The sequence below is a fragment of the Comamonas squillarum genome, assembly GCF_025309455.1.
Taxonomy (GTDB): Bacteria; Pseudomonadota; Gammaproteobacteria; order Burkholderiales; family Burkholderiaceae_C; genus Comamonas; species Comamonas squillarum.
In genome coordinates, this window is the sequence record NZ_CP104377.1 from 5,056,587 (window position 1) to 5,069,993 (window position 13,407).

Consider the following 13,407-nt stretch of genomic DNA (forward strand, 5'->3'; position numbering starts at 1 on the left):
GCTCCCCAGCCCTACAGTGTGGTCATGGCGTGGCGCAAAGGCTGCCCGCCGATGTTCATGCAAAGGAAATACGATGAAAGTCACCCTGATTGGATCGACCGGTTTTGTAGGCGCCGCATTGCTCGATGAATTGCTGCAACGCGGCCACGACGTGGTGGCCCTGGTGCGCGACCCCGCCAAGCTGGCGCCCCGCCCGCACCTGCAGGTGCTGCAGGGCGATGTGATGGATGCGGCCGTGGTGCAAAAGGCCGCTACGGGCAGCGACGCGGTACTGTCGGCCTACAACGCAGGCTGGACCAACCCGAATATCTACGAGGATTTCCTCCAGGGCTCGCGCGCCATCGAGGCCGGCACCCGCGCAGCTGGCGTGGCCCGCTACCTGGTGGTGGGCGGTGCGGGCAGCCTGTATGTGAACGGCCAGCAGTTGGTGGATTCGCCCGAGTTCCCCGCTGCGATCAAGCCTGGTGCCAGTGCGGCCCGCGACATGTATACCGCGCTGCAAAAAGAGACAGCCCTGGACTGGACCGTGCTGAGCCCGCCCGTGGGCTTCCATGGCGGATCGGCTGCACAAAGCCAGGGCCGCACCGGCCAATACCGCACCGGCAAGGATGAGCCGCTGTGGCAGGCCGATGGCAGCCCTGGCGATATCTCGGCAGCGGATTTGGCCGTGGCCCTGGTCGATGCGCTGGAGCAGCATCTGCACAGCAAGGCGCGCTTTACGGTCGCCTATTAAAAGAACAGGCCTGCTGGCGCAGACCGGGGACTCAGTCCGCCTGCGCCAGAAATGTCTGCACCCGGCCGAGCACCTGCTCGGCCATTTCGCGATGCGGCACATGGTGGGCGCCGGCGATGATGGCGGTCTGGCCGCCAGCCCCCGCCTGGCGGGCAATGCGTTCAGGGTGCGCGGTGCTGCCGTATTCATCGAGCTCGCCATGGATGGCGAGCAGGGGGCATTGCAGGCGGGGCAGCCAGGCGTCCACGCTCCAACCGCTAAACGCGGGGCTGAGCCAGGTTTCCGTCCAGGCATCCACCACCCAGCGCGCCTTGCTGCCGTGGTACCTGGCCAGGCGCTCCAATTGCGCCGCGTCCTGGAACAGCGCACGGGCGTCGACAATGCCCGCCCGCGTGCGGTCTTCGACAAAGGCCTGGGCGGCGATGGTGACCAGCGCCGTGCAGTCCTGGCCCGCGCCAGCCGCAATGGCGATGCCCATGCCGCCGCCCACGCTGTGGCCAAACAAGGCAAAGCGCGTGAGCCCCAGATGCTGGCGCACAATGGGAAAGTAAATCTCCGCTTCTTCGCCGACAAACTGTGGTGCCAGCGTGTCGCCGCGCGCGTCGGACTGGCCAAAGCCCAGGCGGTCATAGGCGATCACCTGCCGGCCCGTGGCCTGGGCCAGCTGCGCCGGAAAATCGCGCCATAGCGCGACCGACCCCAGTGAGTCATGCATCAGCACCAGCGGCGCTTTATGTGCGGTGCTCGGGGTCCAGGTTTTGGCATACAGCCGGCCCTGCTGGGGCAGGCCGATCCAGTGTTCTTGGGCGATGGCGGCGGTGTCGGAGATGGCGGTCATGGTCTCGGCGGCGAGGGAGATGACCGCATCTTAGTGGCGCCGGGCAGTGTTTATCTGCCCGCTGGAGACACCACAAAGTTCATCTGCATCTGCGCACGTGCCGGTTCGGTCCAGCGGTAGGGCAGCTCGGTCTCCTGCACCTGCAGCATCGCATCGACCGGCCAGGCCGCCCACCACCAGGCATCGGGCGCCGGGTCCTCGGTGGAGATTTGCAGCCAGGGTAGCTGCTGGCGGCGCGCGCTTTCGGCGGCCTGCCAGGCGCAATCCTTATGAAAGCCCGGCTCGTCCGCATCGCAGACCACGATCTGGGCCTGGGGAAACAGAATGCGCATCACGCCGCCAGTGGTGTGGTGCTCCGCCAGCACCATGCCCTGGCCCTGGTAGCCGGCCTGGCGCAAGGTCTGGGCGATCAGGTCCAGCTGCCAATTGAGGCGGTCACCCTTGCCGCGCTTGGCATCGCGCAGCGGCGCCAGCAAGGCCAGCGACCACACCAGCACCAGCATGCCCAGGCAGGCCAGCAGGTAGCGCTGGCGGCTTTTGTCCGATGCGGCAAGCGGCGGGCAGCGGGCCAGCATATAGAGCGGAAAAATCAGCAGCAGCGGCTGGATCCAGCGGCCATCGAACTTGGCCGCGCCGGCCAGCGCCATCAGCGCGAGCGACCCCGCCACCAGCGCCATATAGCGGCCCAGCAGCGGCACCAGCCAGTCAGGCGTGGGACTGGTATGGATGGCGCCGTTGGCCGCAGCGGGCTGTTGCCAGAAGCGCCCACTGGTCCAGCGTGCCATCAGCAGCCAGGGCAGCACGGCCAGCAGCAAAAAGGCCAGCAGATCGCGCAGGCCCTGGGCCAGGCCGCTGAGGTAGGAGCTGGTTTCTGCCGGGTGCAGCTTGTCCAGCGTGGCGCCGCTGGCCGTTTGCCAATGCTCCAGCACCCACCAGGCATGCGGGGCCACCAGCGCGATGCTGATCAGCGGTGTGAGCCACCAGCCGCGCGAGAGCAGCGCACGGCGCGTGCTGCCCAAGCTCAGGCAGGCCAGCAGCAAGGTCACGGCCACCAGCAGGTAGCTGTATTTGGAGAGCATGCCCCAGGCCACGACCAGGCCCAGGTAGACAAAGCCCAGCGGTCGCGGCTGGCGCAGCTGGCGCAGCAGCAACCACCAGGTCGCGCAGATCGCGCAGGTCAGCATCACCGTGTGGGTCTGGTCGCGCAGCAGCTGCCAGGCAATGCCGGGAAGCCAGGCCATGCCGGCAGCGGCCAGCCAGGCCTGGCGGGCAGGCAGCACCTCGCGCGCGGCCAGCAGCATAAAGACAAAGCTCAGCGCAATCAGGCTGTTTTTGAGCAGCACCACGGCCAAGGTGCTGGGGCCGAGCACCCCCACCAGGGCCCATTGCAGCCAGGTGTAGAGCGGCGGCTGGGGCCCGTAGCCCAGTGCCAGTTGCTGCGACCAGACCAGCTGCTCGTTCTGGTCCCAGGACACCCCGTGCGAGGCCAGCAGGCGGCTGGCCATGACCAGCACAAACAGCGCTGCAATCCAGCGCAGGGCTTGGCGATCAACGGCAGGGGGCTGGGTAGGGAGCGGGGTCATGCAAGCGGCAAGAAGGGCGGCATGGCCGCCAAAAAAACTGCCCGATCATAAAGGGCAGACGTAAAGCCAACGCAAAGCGCGAAGGCGGTTTGCTGTGATTTTTAGTCTGCGCTGGGCCAGGGCGCATCGCCATAGAGCTGCGCTGCGCTGATGCCCAGATCCAGCCGCTGGATGGGCAGCGGCGGCGGTTGCAGCTGCAAGCCCAGGCGCTGGTAGACGCCTTCGCTCGACAGCCCGTAAGGCGCCGCATCGGCATTGTCAAACGCAAAAAACACCTGCTTGGCCTGGCCCGCCACGATTGCGGCCAGGCACATGGGGCAGGGGTGGCCGGAGGCATAGACCGTCAGCCCCTGCAGGTGCGGCAGCTGGCGCTGGTGGCAGCAGTCGCGGATGGCTTCCATCTCGGCGTGGCCCGTCATGTCCTGCGTCTGGCTGATGGTGTTCACGCCCCGGCCCAGGATGCTGCCCGCATCATCGGCAATCGCTGCGGCAAAGGGGCGGCCTTTTTGCAGATGGCGGTTGCGGTGGGCGCTGGCTAGCACCTCGCGCAGGATGGCGGTGTGCTGGGCGTGCAGGGTGTCGGTCATGGGGCGCTTCTTATTGTGGAACACCTGGCCGATTGTGCTGTCAGCCTGTGGGCCGGTGCCGCCTGGCCGGCAAAGACTGACAGTGGCACTGCGGCACTGGGCCTGGTGGGGGCTGCGCAAACTGGGGCAAGATGCAGGCATGCATACCGCCCCCGTATCCTCTCCTACTGTGCCCCGCGAAGGCTGGGACCCTGCACAGACCGGCCATGCCTTGTTCCGCACCCGGCTGGGTGTTTGCGGCATTGCCTGGGGTGCGCAGGCCGTGGTGGCGCTGCGGCTGCCCGAGCCCAGCCTGGAAGCCACCCAGATGCGCCTGCTCGAGCACGCACGCCAGCGCCGAGAGGGCCTGTGGCCGCAGGTCCAGGTGCCGGGTGATTTGAGTGCGCAGGCCTTGCAGGCGGTGGCCGGCGTGCAGTGGCTATTGGCTGGGCGCGAGGGTGGCTCCGACCCGGATGACAGTGCGCCCTGGCCCGATGCACCCGCCCCGGTGCTGGGTGATTTGCGCAGCCTGCTGACCCTGAACCGCTGGTCTGCGCGCAGCGGCCTGCCGCTGCTCGATGATGTGGTGCTGGACTGGCATGGCGTGCCGGATTTTTCGCGGGCGGTCTACCAGCTGGCACTGGCCATTGAGCCGGGCCAGACGCGCAGCTATGGCGACCTGGCGCAGGACCTGGGTGGCAAGGGCTTGGCGCGTGCCGTGGGCCAGGCATTGGGCGCCAACCCTTTTGCGCCGGTGGTGCCCTGCCACCGCATCCTGGCGGCGCAAGGCGCGGGCGGCGGCTTCTCGGCCAATGGCGGCACGCGCACCAAGCTGCAACTGCTGGAGTGGGAGGGCGCAGCGCTGGGCGATGGCAGCAGCCTGGGGCTGTTTGATTGAGCGCTACGCCAATAACCAAAAGGGCCGCAACAGCGGCCCTGGGTACATGGCGATAGCGCCCCGCCTCAGACCACGCCTTCGCTGTGCAGCTGCGCAATCTGCGCGGGCGAGCGGCCCAGCTCGGCCAGGATCTCGTCGGTATGCTGGCCCATCGCGGGGGGCGGGCGGCGCACCACCGGCGGCGTAGCAGTCAGCCGCATGGGGCTGGCGACGGTGCTGATGCTGCCGATCTGGTCGCCAGCGTCGCGCGGGATCTGCACATGCAGGCCGCGTGCAATCACCTGCTCATCCTCAAAGGCCTGGGCGATGTTGTTGATGGGGCCGCAGGGGACGGCCTTGTCTTCGAGCAGCGCAATCCATTCGGCGGTGGTGCGGGTCTTCATCAGCGGGTACATCAACTCCTGCAAATCCTTGCGGTGGATGATGCGGCCCGAGTTGCGGGTAAAGCGCGGGTCCTGCGCCCAGGCCTCGTTGCCGGTCGCGGCGCAAAAGCGGGCGAACTGGCCGTCGTTGCCAATGGCCAGCAGCACATTGCCGTCCTTGCTGGGAAAGTCCTGGTAGGGGCCGACGCTGGGGTGGATATTGCCTGCGCGCTGCGGAATATCGTCTGCATTCAAATAGCCCACCGCCTGGTTGGCCAGCACGGCCATGCCCACATCCAGCAGCGCCATGTCGATGTGCTGGCCTTCGCCGGTCTGGTGGCGGGCCTGCAGCGCGGCCAGGATCGAGCAGCAGGAATAAATGCCGGTGAACACATCAGTGACCGCAACGCCCACCTTGAGCGGGCCGCCACCGGGCTCGCCATCGGGGTGGCCGGTGATGCTCATCATGCCGCTCATCGCCTGCACCATCAGGTCGTAGCCGGCGCGGGGCGCGTAGGGGCCGGTCTGGCCAAAGCCGGTGACCGAGCAGTAAATGAGGCGCGGGTTGATCTTGCGCAGGCTTTCATAGTCCAGGCCATAGCCCTTGAGGCCGCCCACCTTGAAGTTCTCGACGAGGATGTCGGCATCCTTGGCCAGCTCGATGATCAGCGCCTGGCCCTGGGGCGAGGCCATGTCGATGGTGATGCTGCGCTTGTTGCGGTTGCAGCAGGTGTAGTAGCTGGCCTGCTCGGTCTTGGCGCCGTCATCGGTGTGCAGGTAGGGAGGGCCCCAGTGGCGCGTGTCGTCGCCAGCCTCGGGGCGCTCGACCTTGATCACCTCGGCGCCCAGGTCACCCAGCATCTGTGCGCACCAGGGGCCGGCCAGCACCCGCGACAGATCCAGAACTTTGATGCCGTCCAGCGGCGCGATGCTTGCGGTCATGGTGTCTCCAAATTTGATAGCTGCCCATGCATGTGCAACAGGCGCTGCAGCAAGAAATTTCTGCAAAACTCGCCGATGGTACGTGCGGCCTCAGGGCGGCGCCATTCGCATCCGGCAAGGGGGTGGTTAAGCGATCACAAAACACCACAACCCACCCACGCAGCGCCTGCGGTGAAGTGGGTTGTGGGTGGGCATGCAGCAGCTGCTGCATGCGATAGGGCTCAGGCGGTGCTTAGTTGGCGAACGCAGCAATGCCGGTCTGGGCGCGGCCCAGGATCAGCGCGTGCACATCGTGCGTGCCTTCGTAGGTGTTGACCACTTCCAGGTTCACCAGGTGGCGCGCCACACCGAACTCGTCGCTGATGCCGTTGCCGCCCATCATGTCGCGGGCCAGGCGGGCAATGTCCAGCGACTTGCCGCAGTTGTTGCGCTTGATCAGCGAGGTGATCTCGATCACGTTCTGGTGCTCGTCCTTCATGCGACCCACGCGCAGCGCCGCTTGCAGGCCCAGCGTGATTTCGGTCTGCATGTCGGCCAGCTTTTTCTGGATCAGCTGGTTGGCGGCCAGTGGGCGGCCAAACTGCTTGCGGTCCATCGTGTACTGGCGGGCGGTGTGCCAGCAGAACTCGGCCGCACCCATCGCACCCCAGGCAATGCCAAAGCGGGCGCTGTTCAGGCAGGTGAAGGGGCCCTTCAGGCCGCGCACTTCGGGGAAGGCGTTTTCTTCGGGCACAAACACATCGTCCATGACGATCTCGCCGGTGATCGAAGCGCGCAGGCCCACCTTGCCGTGGATCGCAGGCGCCGACAGGCCCTTCATGCCCTTTTCCAGCACAAAGCCGCGGATCTGGCCGACGGCGCCGCCTTCGGAGACTTCCTTGGCCCAGACCACGAACACATCGGCGATGGGGCTGTTGGTGATCCACATCTTGCTGCCCTTGAGCTTGTAGCCGCCATCCACCTTGTAGGCGCGGGTGGCCATGCTGCCAGGGTCGGAGCCATGGTCGGGCTCGGTCAGGCCAAAGCAGCCGATGAACTCGCCCGATGCCAGCTTGGGCAGGTACTTCTGCTTTTGCGCTTCGGTGCCGAATTCGTTGATCGGCACCATCACCAAGGAGGACTGCACCGAGGCCATCGAGCGGTAGCCCGAGTCGATGTACTCGATCTCGCGCGCCACCAGGCCGTAGCTCACGTAGTTGAGGCCGGCGCCGCCGTATTCGGTGGGGATCGTGGGGCCCAGCAGGCCCAGCTCGCCCATCTCACGGAAGATGCTGGTGTCCACCGATTCCTTGCGGAACATCTCCTGCACACGCGGTGCGAGCTTGTCGCGGCAGTAGGCGCGGGCTGCGTCGCGGATCATGCGCTCGTCTTCGGTGAGTTGCTCGTCGAGGTGGAAGGGGTCTTCCCAGGTGAATTGCGCCATGTCTTGCTCCTTGGATCTGTATTCGCTCATCGGAAGGCAGGCCGGGCGCAGAAGCGCGGGCCTGCCAAAACAGCCGCCATGGTAGGCCTGCCGCAGCGCAGGGGCAAACGATTGTTTATCATCCAGATATGCGCGTTACGCATTTATGCACATGCCGTCGCAGTGCAGTCGCAGACAATAAAGGGGTGATTGCATGCGTCACACAGGAGACAAGATATGCGCCGAATGATTCCATCGACCCAGGCGCTGGCCTGCTTTGAGGCCGCCGCCCGCCACGAAAGCTATACCCGCGCTGCCCAGGAGCTGGCGCTGACGCAAAGCGCCGTCTCGCGCCAGATCATTGCGCTTGAAGAGCAGTTGGGCGTGCAGCTGTTCAAGCGATCGCGCCACGGCATGGTGCTGACGGCCGCAGGCCACCAGTATAGCCAGCAGGTGGCGCAGTGGTTGCAGGGCATCGAGCGCGGCACGCTGGACATCATGGCCCACCAGGGCGCGGGCGGCGCGATCAGCATTGCGGCCGTGCCCACCTTTGCCACCCGCTGGCTGCTGCCGCGCCTGCCGCAGTTTTTGCAGCAGCACCCGGGCGTCGTGGTGCATATCGATGTGCAGACCCGGCCCTTTGCCTTTGCCGAGCGCCAGGTCGATGCCGCCATCTATGCCGGCACGGCCGAGCAGGCGCGCCAGTGGCCGGGCACGCAGGCCGCTTGGCTGATGGACGAGCTGATCGTGCCGGTCTGCAGCCCGCGCCTGCTCGAGGGCGCCACCCAGCGCGGGCGCGGCCGTGCCTACCTGACGGTATCGCCCCAAGTGCTGGCCCAGCTGCCGCTGCTGCAGCAAAGCACCCGGCCGGACGGCTGGCGCAAATGGTTTGATGCCGCTGGCGTGCAGGCGCCCCATGCGCTCGATGGCCCGCGCTATGAGCTGTTCTCGATGCTGGCCGTCGCTGCTGCGGCCGGTATGGGCGTGGCGCTGATCCCGCCAATGCTGATCGAGGATGAGCTCGCCCGGGGCGAGCTCGTGGTCGCCTGTGAGCAGCCTTTGACCGGCAGCCGCGCCTATTACTGGATGACCCCGCTGGCCACCGAGCCCCTGCCTGCCCAGCCCGCGCTGCAGGCCTTTGCCAGTTGGCTCAAAGGCCGGGCCGCCTAGTGGCCTAAGGGTAAGTGCTGCAGCGCAACAGGCCCCAGGCATCACTACAATCTAAAAATTGCCTTAGAGGTAAAAACCGCCGTCCCAGAGACTAGGATGGACGGTATTCCCATAACGCCAGCCGTTGGCGAGAGACACAGGAGATCCGCGTGCCGGAAAACACCCCAGGAACAGCCACCGCGTCCGAGCGCGTCGTCAAGAAATACCCCAACCGCCGTCTGTACGACACCCAGACCTCTGCCTACATCACCCTGGCCGAGGTCAAGGCCCTGGTCATGCAAAACGAGCCCATCGTTGTGAAGGACGCCAAGACCGGCGAGGACCTGACGCGCAGCATTCTGCTGCAGATCATTCTGGATGAGGAAGCCGGCGGCGCGCCGATGTTCACCGAGGCCATGCTGGTCAACATCATCCGCTTCTACGGCCATGCGATGCAGGGCTTTATGGGCTCCTACCTGGAGCGCAATGTGCAGCTGTTCACGGAGATGCAAGGCCGCTTTGCCGACCAGATGAAGGGCGCGACGCCCGAGATGTGGCGCAATTTTCTGGGTATGCCGATGCCCGGCGTGCCAGGTATGCCCGATGCGAGCAACTACCAGGCGCAGTCGCAGCAGTTCTTCCAGCAGATGCAGGAGCAGATGCAAAAGCAGACCGAGCAGATGCTGACGGCTTTTGGCATCAAGCGGCCTTGATGCAGGGAATGGCTTGGCGCTAGCTGGAGGGGCCAAGCCATGTTGCGCGCCCGCTGTCTGACGCGTGCATGCCACGTGCGGCATGAGCAAACGGGCGATGTCGATGCTGCGTTCTTGAACGCAGCGACTGCATATGCTATAACTTCTAATCCTTCAATTTTTGCCTTTTCGGAGCCTTTCATGTCCCGCCTGTTCGTCACCCGCTAATCGCCGACGACTGCATTTGCAGCCTCGTGCGGCGCAAGTCTGCGCCACAGCTGGCTGCGGTACTGGCTCCGAGCTCCCTACGCCTGCCATGAGGCGGCGGGAGCGCTGAATCCCCCGCTTCCCCTGCGCGACGACCTCTTTCCTTTTTTGGGTAAGAGCGGTCGACCTGCGCCTCACGTTCGTTGGCTTTCCCTGTCCTGCCGGACAGCGAGACGCTTCTCGCTGCAACGAACATGAATCCCCACACGCTTTCGATATTCAAATACCCGCGCACGCCTCACCTGGAAGGATCGCGCTTGCAAGCGGGCGACGATGCCAGTGACCAGGTGCCCCTCAAAGCCCTGGCTGGCCAACACGTCGTCATCGAGGAAAAACTCGACGGCGCCAACGCCGGCATTTCCTTTAGCGGCGCCGGCGACCAGCTACTGCAATCCCGAGGCCACTACCTGGTGGGCGGCGGCAGTGAGCGCCAGTTCAATCTATTCAAAGTCTGGGCCGCTGCCCACGAAGCGGCCTTGCTCGAACGCTTGGAGGACCGCTTTGTCGTCTATGGCGAGTGGACCTATGCCAAGCACTCGGTTTTCTACGACCAGTTGCCGCACCACTTTCATGAGTTCGACATGTTGGACCGGGAGACGGGTCAGTTTCTATCGACCCCGCGCCGCCATGCCTTGCTGCAGGGCTCACCGGTGCTGTCCGTGCCGGTTCTGTATGAGGGGCTCATGCCGACAGACCCCGCCTTGCTGTGGGCGCTGGTGCAGCCGTCCCTGGCCAAGAGCCGCGCCTGGCGCCAGTCGTTTGACCTCACAGTCCAACGAGAGGGTTTACCGCCCCAGCTGTGCTGGCAACAGACGAATAACTCGGACCTCGCAGAAGGCCTGTATCTGAAGGTGGAAGCGGACGGCCAGGTGGTGGCGCGCTACAAGCTGGTCCGGCAAGACTTTCTCCAGACAATTTTGGACAGTGGCTCACACCACAGCCAGCGGCCAATGATTGCCAATGGCCTGGCGCCAGGTGTGGACCTCTATGCGCCGCAGCCTTCGGTGAGCTGGGAAGACTTGTCCCTGCACACCATTCGCTCGCTGGATGCATTGAAAGCTTTGGCGCGAAGCAACCGGGCAGCTGGGCCGGATGGTGCCCGCCGAGTATTGGGAAGAAGCTCTCCCGGAAAGGACTGTGTATGAACTGGTCAACGATTGCGGGCCTGGTGCCCGCGCCGGGCGCCGCCCCGGATTTTGAGGCCTGTCTTGCGGCCTTCCCCGTACTGGAGCGGGCCAAAACGACGGTGCAGGACCCCCGATTTCACGCCGAGGGTGATGTCTGGACGCACACCCAAATGGTGGTGCAGGAGCTGCTGGCGCTGCCGGACTACCTGCAGGCGAGCCCGCATGACCGCATGGTCTTGTTCCTCGCGGCCTTGCTGCATGATGTGGCCAAATACCGGACCACGGTCATCGACCCACAGACCGGGGCCATCGGCCAGCCTGGCCATTCCCGCAAGGGTGCCGTGGAGGCCCGTGTGCTGCTCTGGGACGCGGGTGCGCCACTGGACCTGCGGGAAGCGGTCTGCCGCCTGATTGCAGTCCACCAAGTGCCATTTTTCGCGTTGGCTGGGTCTCGGTCTGGCAAGACGCCCGAGCGCATTGTGCGAGAGGGGTCCTGGCAGGTGAATCTTGTCCACTTGGCCGCTTTGGCCGAAGCAGATATGCGCGGGCGTGTCTGTGTGGACCAGCAGGCGGTGCTGGACAACATCGAACTCTTTCGGGAACTGGCGCGGGAAGAGGGCTGCTACGGGAGTCCTCGGCACTTTGCGGATGCCCACACCAGGCTGAGCTACTTCCGGGGCGCTGACGTCCACCCGGACTATGCGCTTTTTCAGGAACCTGGATCGCGCGTGACCGTGATGTGTGGCCTGCCCGCGTCGGGAAAGGACAGCTGGCTGGCGCAGCACCGGCGCGGCTTGCCGGTGGTGTCTTTCGATGATGCAAGAGAAGCGCTGGACCTGAAGCATGGCGAGAACGAGGGCGCCGCTGCGCACTTTGCCCATGACAAGGCCCGGGAACTGCTGCGCAAGAAGGCGCCTTTTGTCTGGAGCGCCACGCATCTGAGCCTGCAGATGCGAACGCGCACGCTTGATCTGCTGTTTGCCTACGGTGCCGAAGTGGAATTGGTCTACCTGGAGCAGCCACGTGCCGAGCTGCTGCGGCGTAACAGCCGCCGGGACTCGACCCTGTCCAACAAGGCGCTGCAGTCGCTGCTGAACCGCTGGGAGCTGCCAACCGAGACGGAAGCCCATGCGCTGCGCATTGAGCAGCCCTGAGGCGGCGTTGGCGGCCTTGGCAGTCTCCGCAACACAAGCTGGCCCGGTGTGGCCAGGTTGTGTTGTTTTCGGCGCTGGCGCTGCAGCCTTCCCCACGCTTTTCCGCCTATCTCCCACCTGAATGCACGTTCTCCAGGCTCCCGCCTGCGGGTCTATACCCCAGGGACGGAGCCTGTCAGGGCGCCTGCTTTAAAATACCGCCCAGATTAGTTGCCAGGTTCCCCTGCAAGAAAAATGAATACCGATACCCACGCTGCCACTGCGACGCTCGACGCCAACCGAACCCCCAAGGTGGGGTTCGTCAGTTTGGGCTGCCCCAAAGCCCTGACCGACAGCGAGCTGATCCTGACGCAGTTGAGCGCCGAGGGCTACCAGACCTCCAAGACCTTTGAAGGTGCCGATCTGGTGATCGTCAACACCTGCGGCTTTATTGACGATGCCGTGCGCGAGAGCCTGGACACGATTGGTGAGGCGCTGGCCGAGAACGGCAAGGTGATCGTCACCGGTTGCCTGGGCGCCAAGATGGGTGACGGCGGCGGCAACCTGGTCAAGCAGATGCACCCCAGCGTGCTGGCGGTCACGGGCCCCCACGCGACGCAAGAGGTGATGGATGCGGTCCACACCAACCTGCCCAAGCCGCATGATCCCTTCATTGACCTGGTGCCCGGCAGCTTTGGCGAGGCGGGCATCAAGCTCACGCCCAAGCACTATGCCTACCTGAAGATCTCCGAAGGCTGCAACCACCGCTGCACCTTCTGCATCATCCCCTCGATGCGCGGGGACCTGGTCAGCCGCCCGATTGGTGATGTGCTCAAGGAAGCCAAGGCGCTGTTTGCCGGTGGCGTCAAGGAGCTGCTGGTGATCAGCCAGGACACCTCCGCCTATGGCGTGGATGTGAAGTACCGCACCGGTTTTTGGGACGGCAAGCCGGTCAAGACCCGCATGCTGGAGCTGGTCGAAGCGCTGGGCGAGCTGGCCAAGCCGCATGGCGCCTGGGTGCGCTTGCACTATGTGTACCCCTACCCGACGGTGGACGCGATTTTGCCGCTGATGGCCCAGGGCCTGGTGCTGCCGTACCTGGATGTGCCGCTGCAGCACAGCCACCCCGATGTGCTCAAGCGCATGAAGCGCCCGGCCAGCGGTGAGCGCAATCTGGAGCGCATCCGCGAATGGCGCGCGATCTGCCCTGAGCTGGTGATCCGCTCGACCTTTATTGCCGGCTTCCCTGGCGAGACCGAGGAAGAGTTCGAGCACCTGCTGGACTTTATCCGCGAGGCCGAGATTGACCGCGCAGGCTGCTTTGCCTATAGCCCGGTGGAGGGCGCGACTGCCAACGAGCTGCCCGGCATGCTGCCCGCTGAGGTGCGCGAGGCGCGCCGCGCCCGCTTTATGGAAGTGGCCGAAGAGGTCTCCGCCAAGCGCCTGGAGCGCCGTGTGGGCCAGACCATGCAGGTGCTGGTGGACAAGGCCATCGGCCTGGGCAAGAAGGGCGGTATTGCCCGCACCTACGCCGATGCGCCCGAGATCGATGGCGTTGTGCACCTGCTGCCGCCCGAGAAGCTCAGCAAGACCTACAAGGTCGGCGAGCTGATCAAGGTGCGCATTGTGCGCAGCCAGGGCCATGACCTGGTGGGTGTGCCGGTTTAAACACTGGATCGCATACAAAGCAAGGGGCCTTGCTGTTGCAGCAGGCC

At 65.1% G+C, this 13,407-nt stretch carries 12 protein-coding genes; 7 read left to right on the forward strand and 5 right to left on the reverse strand.

Features of this window, described 5'->3' with window-relative positions:
- Positions 1-73 precede the first annotated feature (73 nt).
- Positions 74-733: an NAD(P)-dependent oxidoreductase gene (locus tag N4T19_RS22930; RefSeq protein ID WP_116927279.1), complete on the forward strand. Its 660-nt coding sequence runs from the start codon at positions 74-76 to the stop codon at positions 731-733.
- A 31-nt stretch (positions 734-764) separates the two neighbouring features.
- Here the strand turns inward: N4T19_RS22930 and N4T19_RS22935 are convergent, their stop codons facing one another.
- The 3 genes from N4T19_RS22935 to N4T19_RS22945 all read right to left on the reverse strand — a co-directional run bounded on the left by N4T19_RS22935 (position 765) and on the right by N4T19_RS22945 (position 3,741).
- The gene (locus N4T19_RS22935; RefSeq protein ID WP_260719082.1) at positions 765-1,571 is read right to left on the reverse strand and encodes an alpha/beta fold hydrolase; all 807 of its coding nucleotides are present in this window, start codon (positions 1,569-1,571) and stop codon (positions 765-767) included.
- 50 nt (positions 1,572-1,621) lie between these two features.
- Entirely contained in the window at positions 1,622-3,154 is a 1,533-nt protein-coding gene (locus N4T19_RS22940; protein WP_260719083.1) for a glycosyltransferase family 39 protein, read from the reverse strand.
- A gap of 101 nt (positions 3,155-3,255) precedes the next feature.
- Positions 3,256-3,741, reverse strand: a complete 486-nt coding sequence (locus N4T19_RS22945) for a nucleoside deaminase (protein ID WP_116927282.1) — start codon at positions 3,739-3,741, stop codon at positions 3,256-3,258.
- 139 nt (positions 3,742-3,880) lie between these two features.
- Here N4T19_RS22945 and N4T19_RS22950 point away from each other — a divergent pair, with 139 nt between their 5' ends.
- Positions 3,881-4,618: a methylated-DNA--[protein]-cysteine S-methyltransferase gene (locus N4T19_RS22950; RefSeq protein WP_182345244.1), complete on the forward strand. Its 738-nt coding sequence runs from the start codon at positions 3,881-3,883 to the stop codon at positions 4,616-4,618.
- 65 nt (positions 4,619-4,683) lie between these two features.
- Here the strand turns inward: N4T19_RS22950 and N4T19_RS22955 are convergent, their stop codons facing one another.
- Both N4T19_RS22955 and N4T19_RS22960 read right to left on the reverse strand, forming a co-directional pair.
- Positions 4,684-5,922: a CaiB/BaiF CoA transferase family protein gene (locus N4T19_RS22955; RefSeq protein WP_116927283.1), complete on the reverse strand. Its 1,239-nt coding sequence runs from the start codon at positions 5,920-5,922 to the stop codon at positions 4,684-4,686.
- Between the two features lie 232 nt (positions 5,923-6,154).
- On the reverse strand, positions 6,155-7,345 hold the full coding sequence (locus N4T19_RS22960; protein WP_021026966.1) for an acyl-CoA dehydrogenase: 1,191 nt from the start codon (positions 7,343-7,345) through the stop codon (positions 6,155-6,157).
- 216 nt (positions 7,346-7,561) lie between these two features.
- On the opposite strand from N4T19_RS22960, the gene N4T19_RS22965 reads away from it, so the two are divergent.
- The 5 genes from N4T19_RS22965 (at position 7,562) to rimO (ending at position 13,360) form a co-directional block, all read left to right on the forward strand.
- Complete coding sequence (locus N4T19_RS22965) at positions 7,562-8,494, forward strand: LysR substrate-binding domain-containing protein (protein WP_116927284.1); 933 nt, start codon at positions 7,562-7,564, stop codon at positions 8,492-8,494.
- 149 nt (positions 8,495-8,643) lie between these two features.
- Positions 8,644-9,186, forward strand: coding sequence for a polyhydroxyalkanoate synthesis repressor PhaR (gene phaR / locus N4T19_RS22970; RefSeq protein ID WP_021026964.1), 543 nt, complete (start codon positions 8,644-8,646; stop codon positions 9,184-9,186).
- A 440-nt stretch (positions 9,187-9,626) separates the two neighbouring features.
- On the forward strand, positions 9,627-10,577 hold the full coding sequence (locus N4T19_RS22975; RefSeq protein WP_182345245.1) for an RNA ligase family protein: 951 nt from the start codon (positions 9,627-9,629) through the stop codon (positions 10,575-10,577).
- Positions 10,574-11,713 carry an AAA family ATPase gene (locus N4T19_RS22980; RefSeq protein WP_182345246.1) on the forward strand — a complete coding sequence of 380 codons (1,140 nt, stop codon included), beginning with the start codon at positions 10,574-10,576 and terminating at the stop codon, positions 11,711-11,713. Before N4T19_RS22975 ends, N4T19_RS22980 begins: the two co-directional genes overlap by 4 nt.
- Positions 11,714-11,947: 234 nt before the next feature.
- Entirely contained in the window at positions 11,948-13,360 is a 1,413-nt protein-coding gene (rimO, locus tag N4T19_RS22985; RefSeq protein ID WP_021026963.1) for a 30S ribosomal protein S12 methylthiotransferase RimO, read from the forward strand.
- Positions 13,361-13,407: the final 47 nt, after the last annotated feature.

What these genes read in the sequence shown, in the direction of transcription:
- N4T19_RS22960 (WP_021026966.1), bottom strand. Translation starts at nt 7,345, where the DNA reads ATGGCGCAATTCACCTGGGAAGACCCCTTCCACCTCGACGAGCAACTC.
- N4T19_RS22965 (WP_116927284.1), top strand. Translation starts at nt 7,562, where the DNA reads ATGCGCCGAATGATTCCATCGACCCAGGCGCTGGCCTGCTTTGAGGCC.
- N4T19_RS22975 (WP_182345245.1), top strand. Translation starts at nt 9,627, where the DNA reads ATGAATCCCCACACGCTTTCGATATTCAAATACCCGCGCACGCCTCAC.
- N4T19_RS22950 (WP_182345244.1), top strand. Translation starts at nt 3,881, where the DNA reads ATGCATACCGCCCCCGTATCCTCTCCTACTGTGCCCCGCGAAGGCTGG.
- N4T19_RS22935 (WP_260719082.1), bottom strand. Translation starts at nt 1,571, where the DNA reads ATGACCGCCATCTCCGACACCGCCGCCATCGCCCAAGAACACTGGATC.
- N4T19_RS22930 (WP_116927279.1), top strand. Translation starts at nt 74, where the DNA reads ATGAAAGTCACCCTGATTGGATCGACCGGTTTTGTAGGCGCCGCATTG.
- N4T19_RS22980 (WP_182345246.1), top strand. Translation starts at nt 10,574, where the DNA reads ATGAACTGGTCAACGATTGCGGGCCTGGTGCCCGCGCCGGGCGCCGCC.
- N4T19_RS22945 (WP_116927282.1), bottom strand. Translation starts at nt 3,741, where the DNA reads ATGACCGACACCCTGCACGCCCAGCACACCGCCATCCTGCGCGAGGTG.
- N4T19_RS22940 (WP_260719083.1), bottom strand. Translation starts at nt 3,154, where the DNA reads ATGACCCCGCTCCCTACCCAGCCCCCTGCCGTTGATCGCCAAGCCCTG.
- N4T19_RS22955 (WP_116927283.1), bottom strand. Translation starts at nt 5,922, where the DNA reads ATGACCGCAAGCATCGCGCCGCTGGACGGCATCAAAGTTCTGGATCTG.
- rimO (WP_021026963.1), top strand. Translation starts at nt 11,948, where the DNA reads ATGAATACCGATACCCACGCTGCCACTGCGACGCTCGACGCCAACCGA.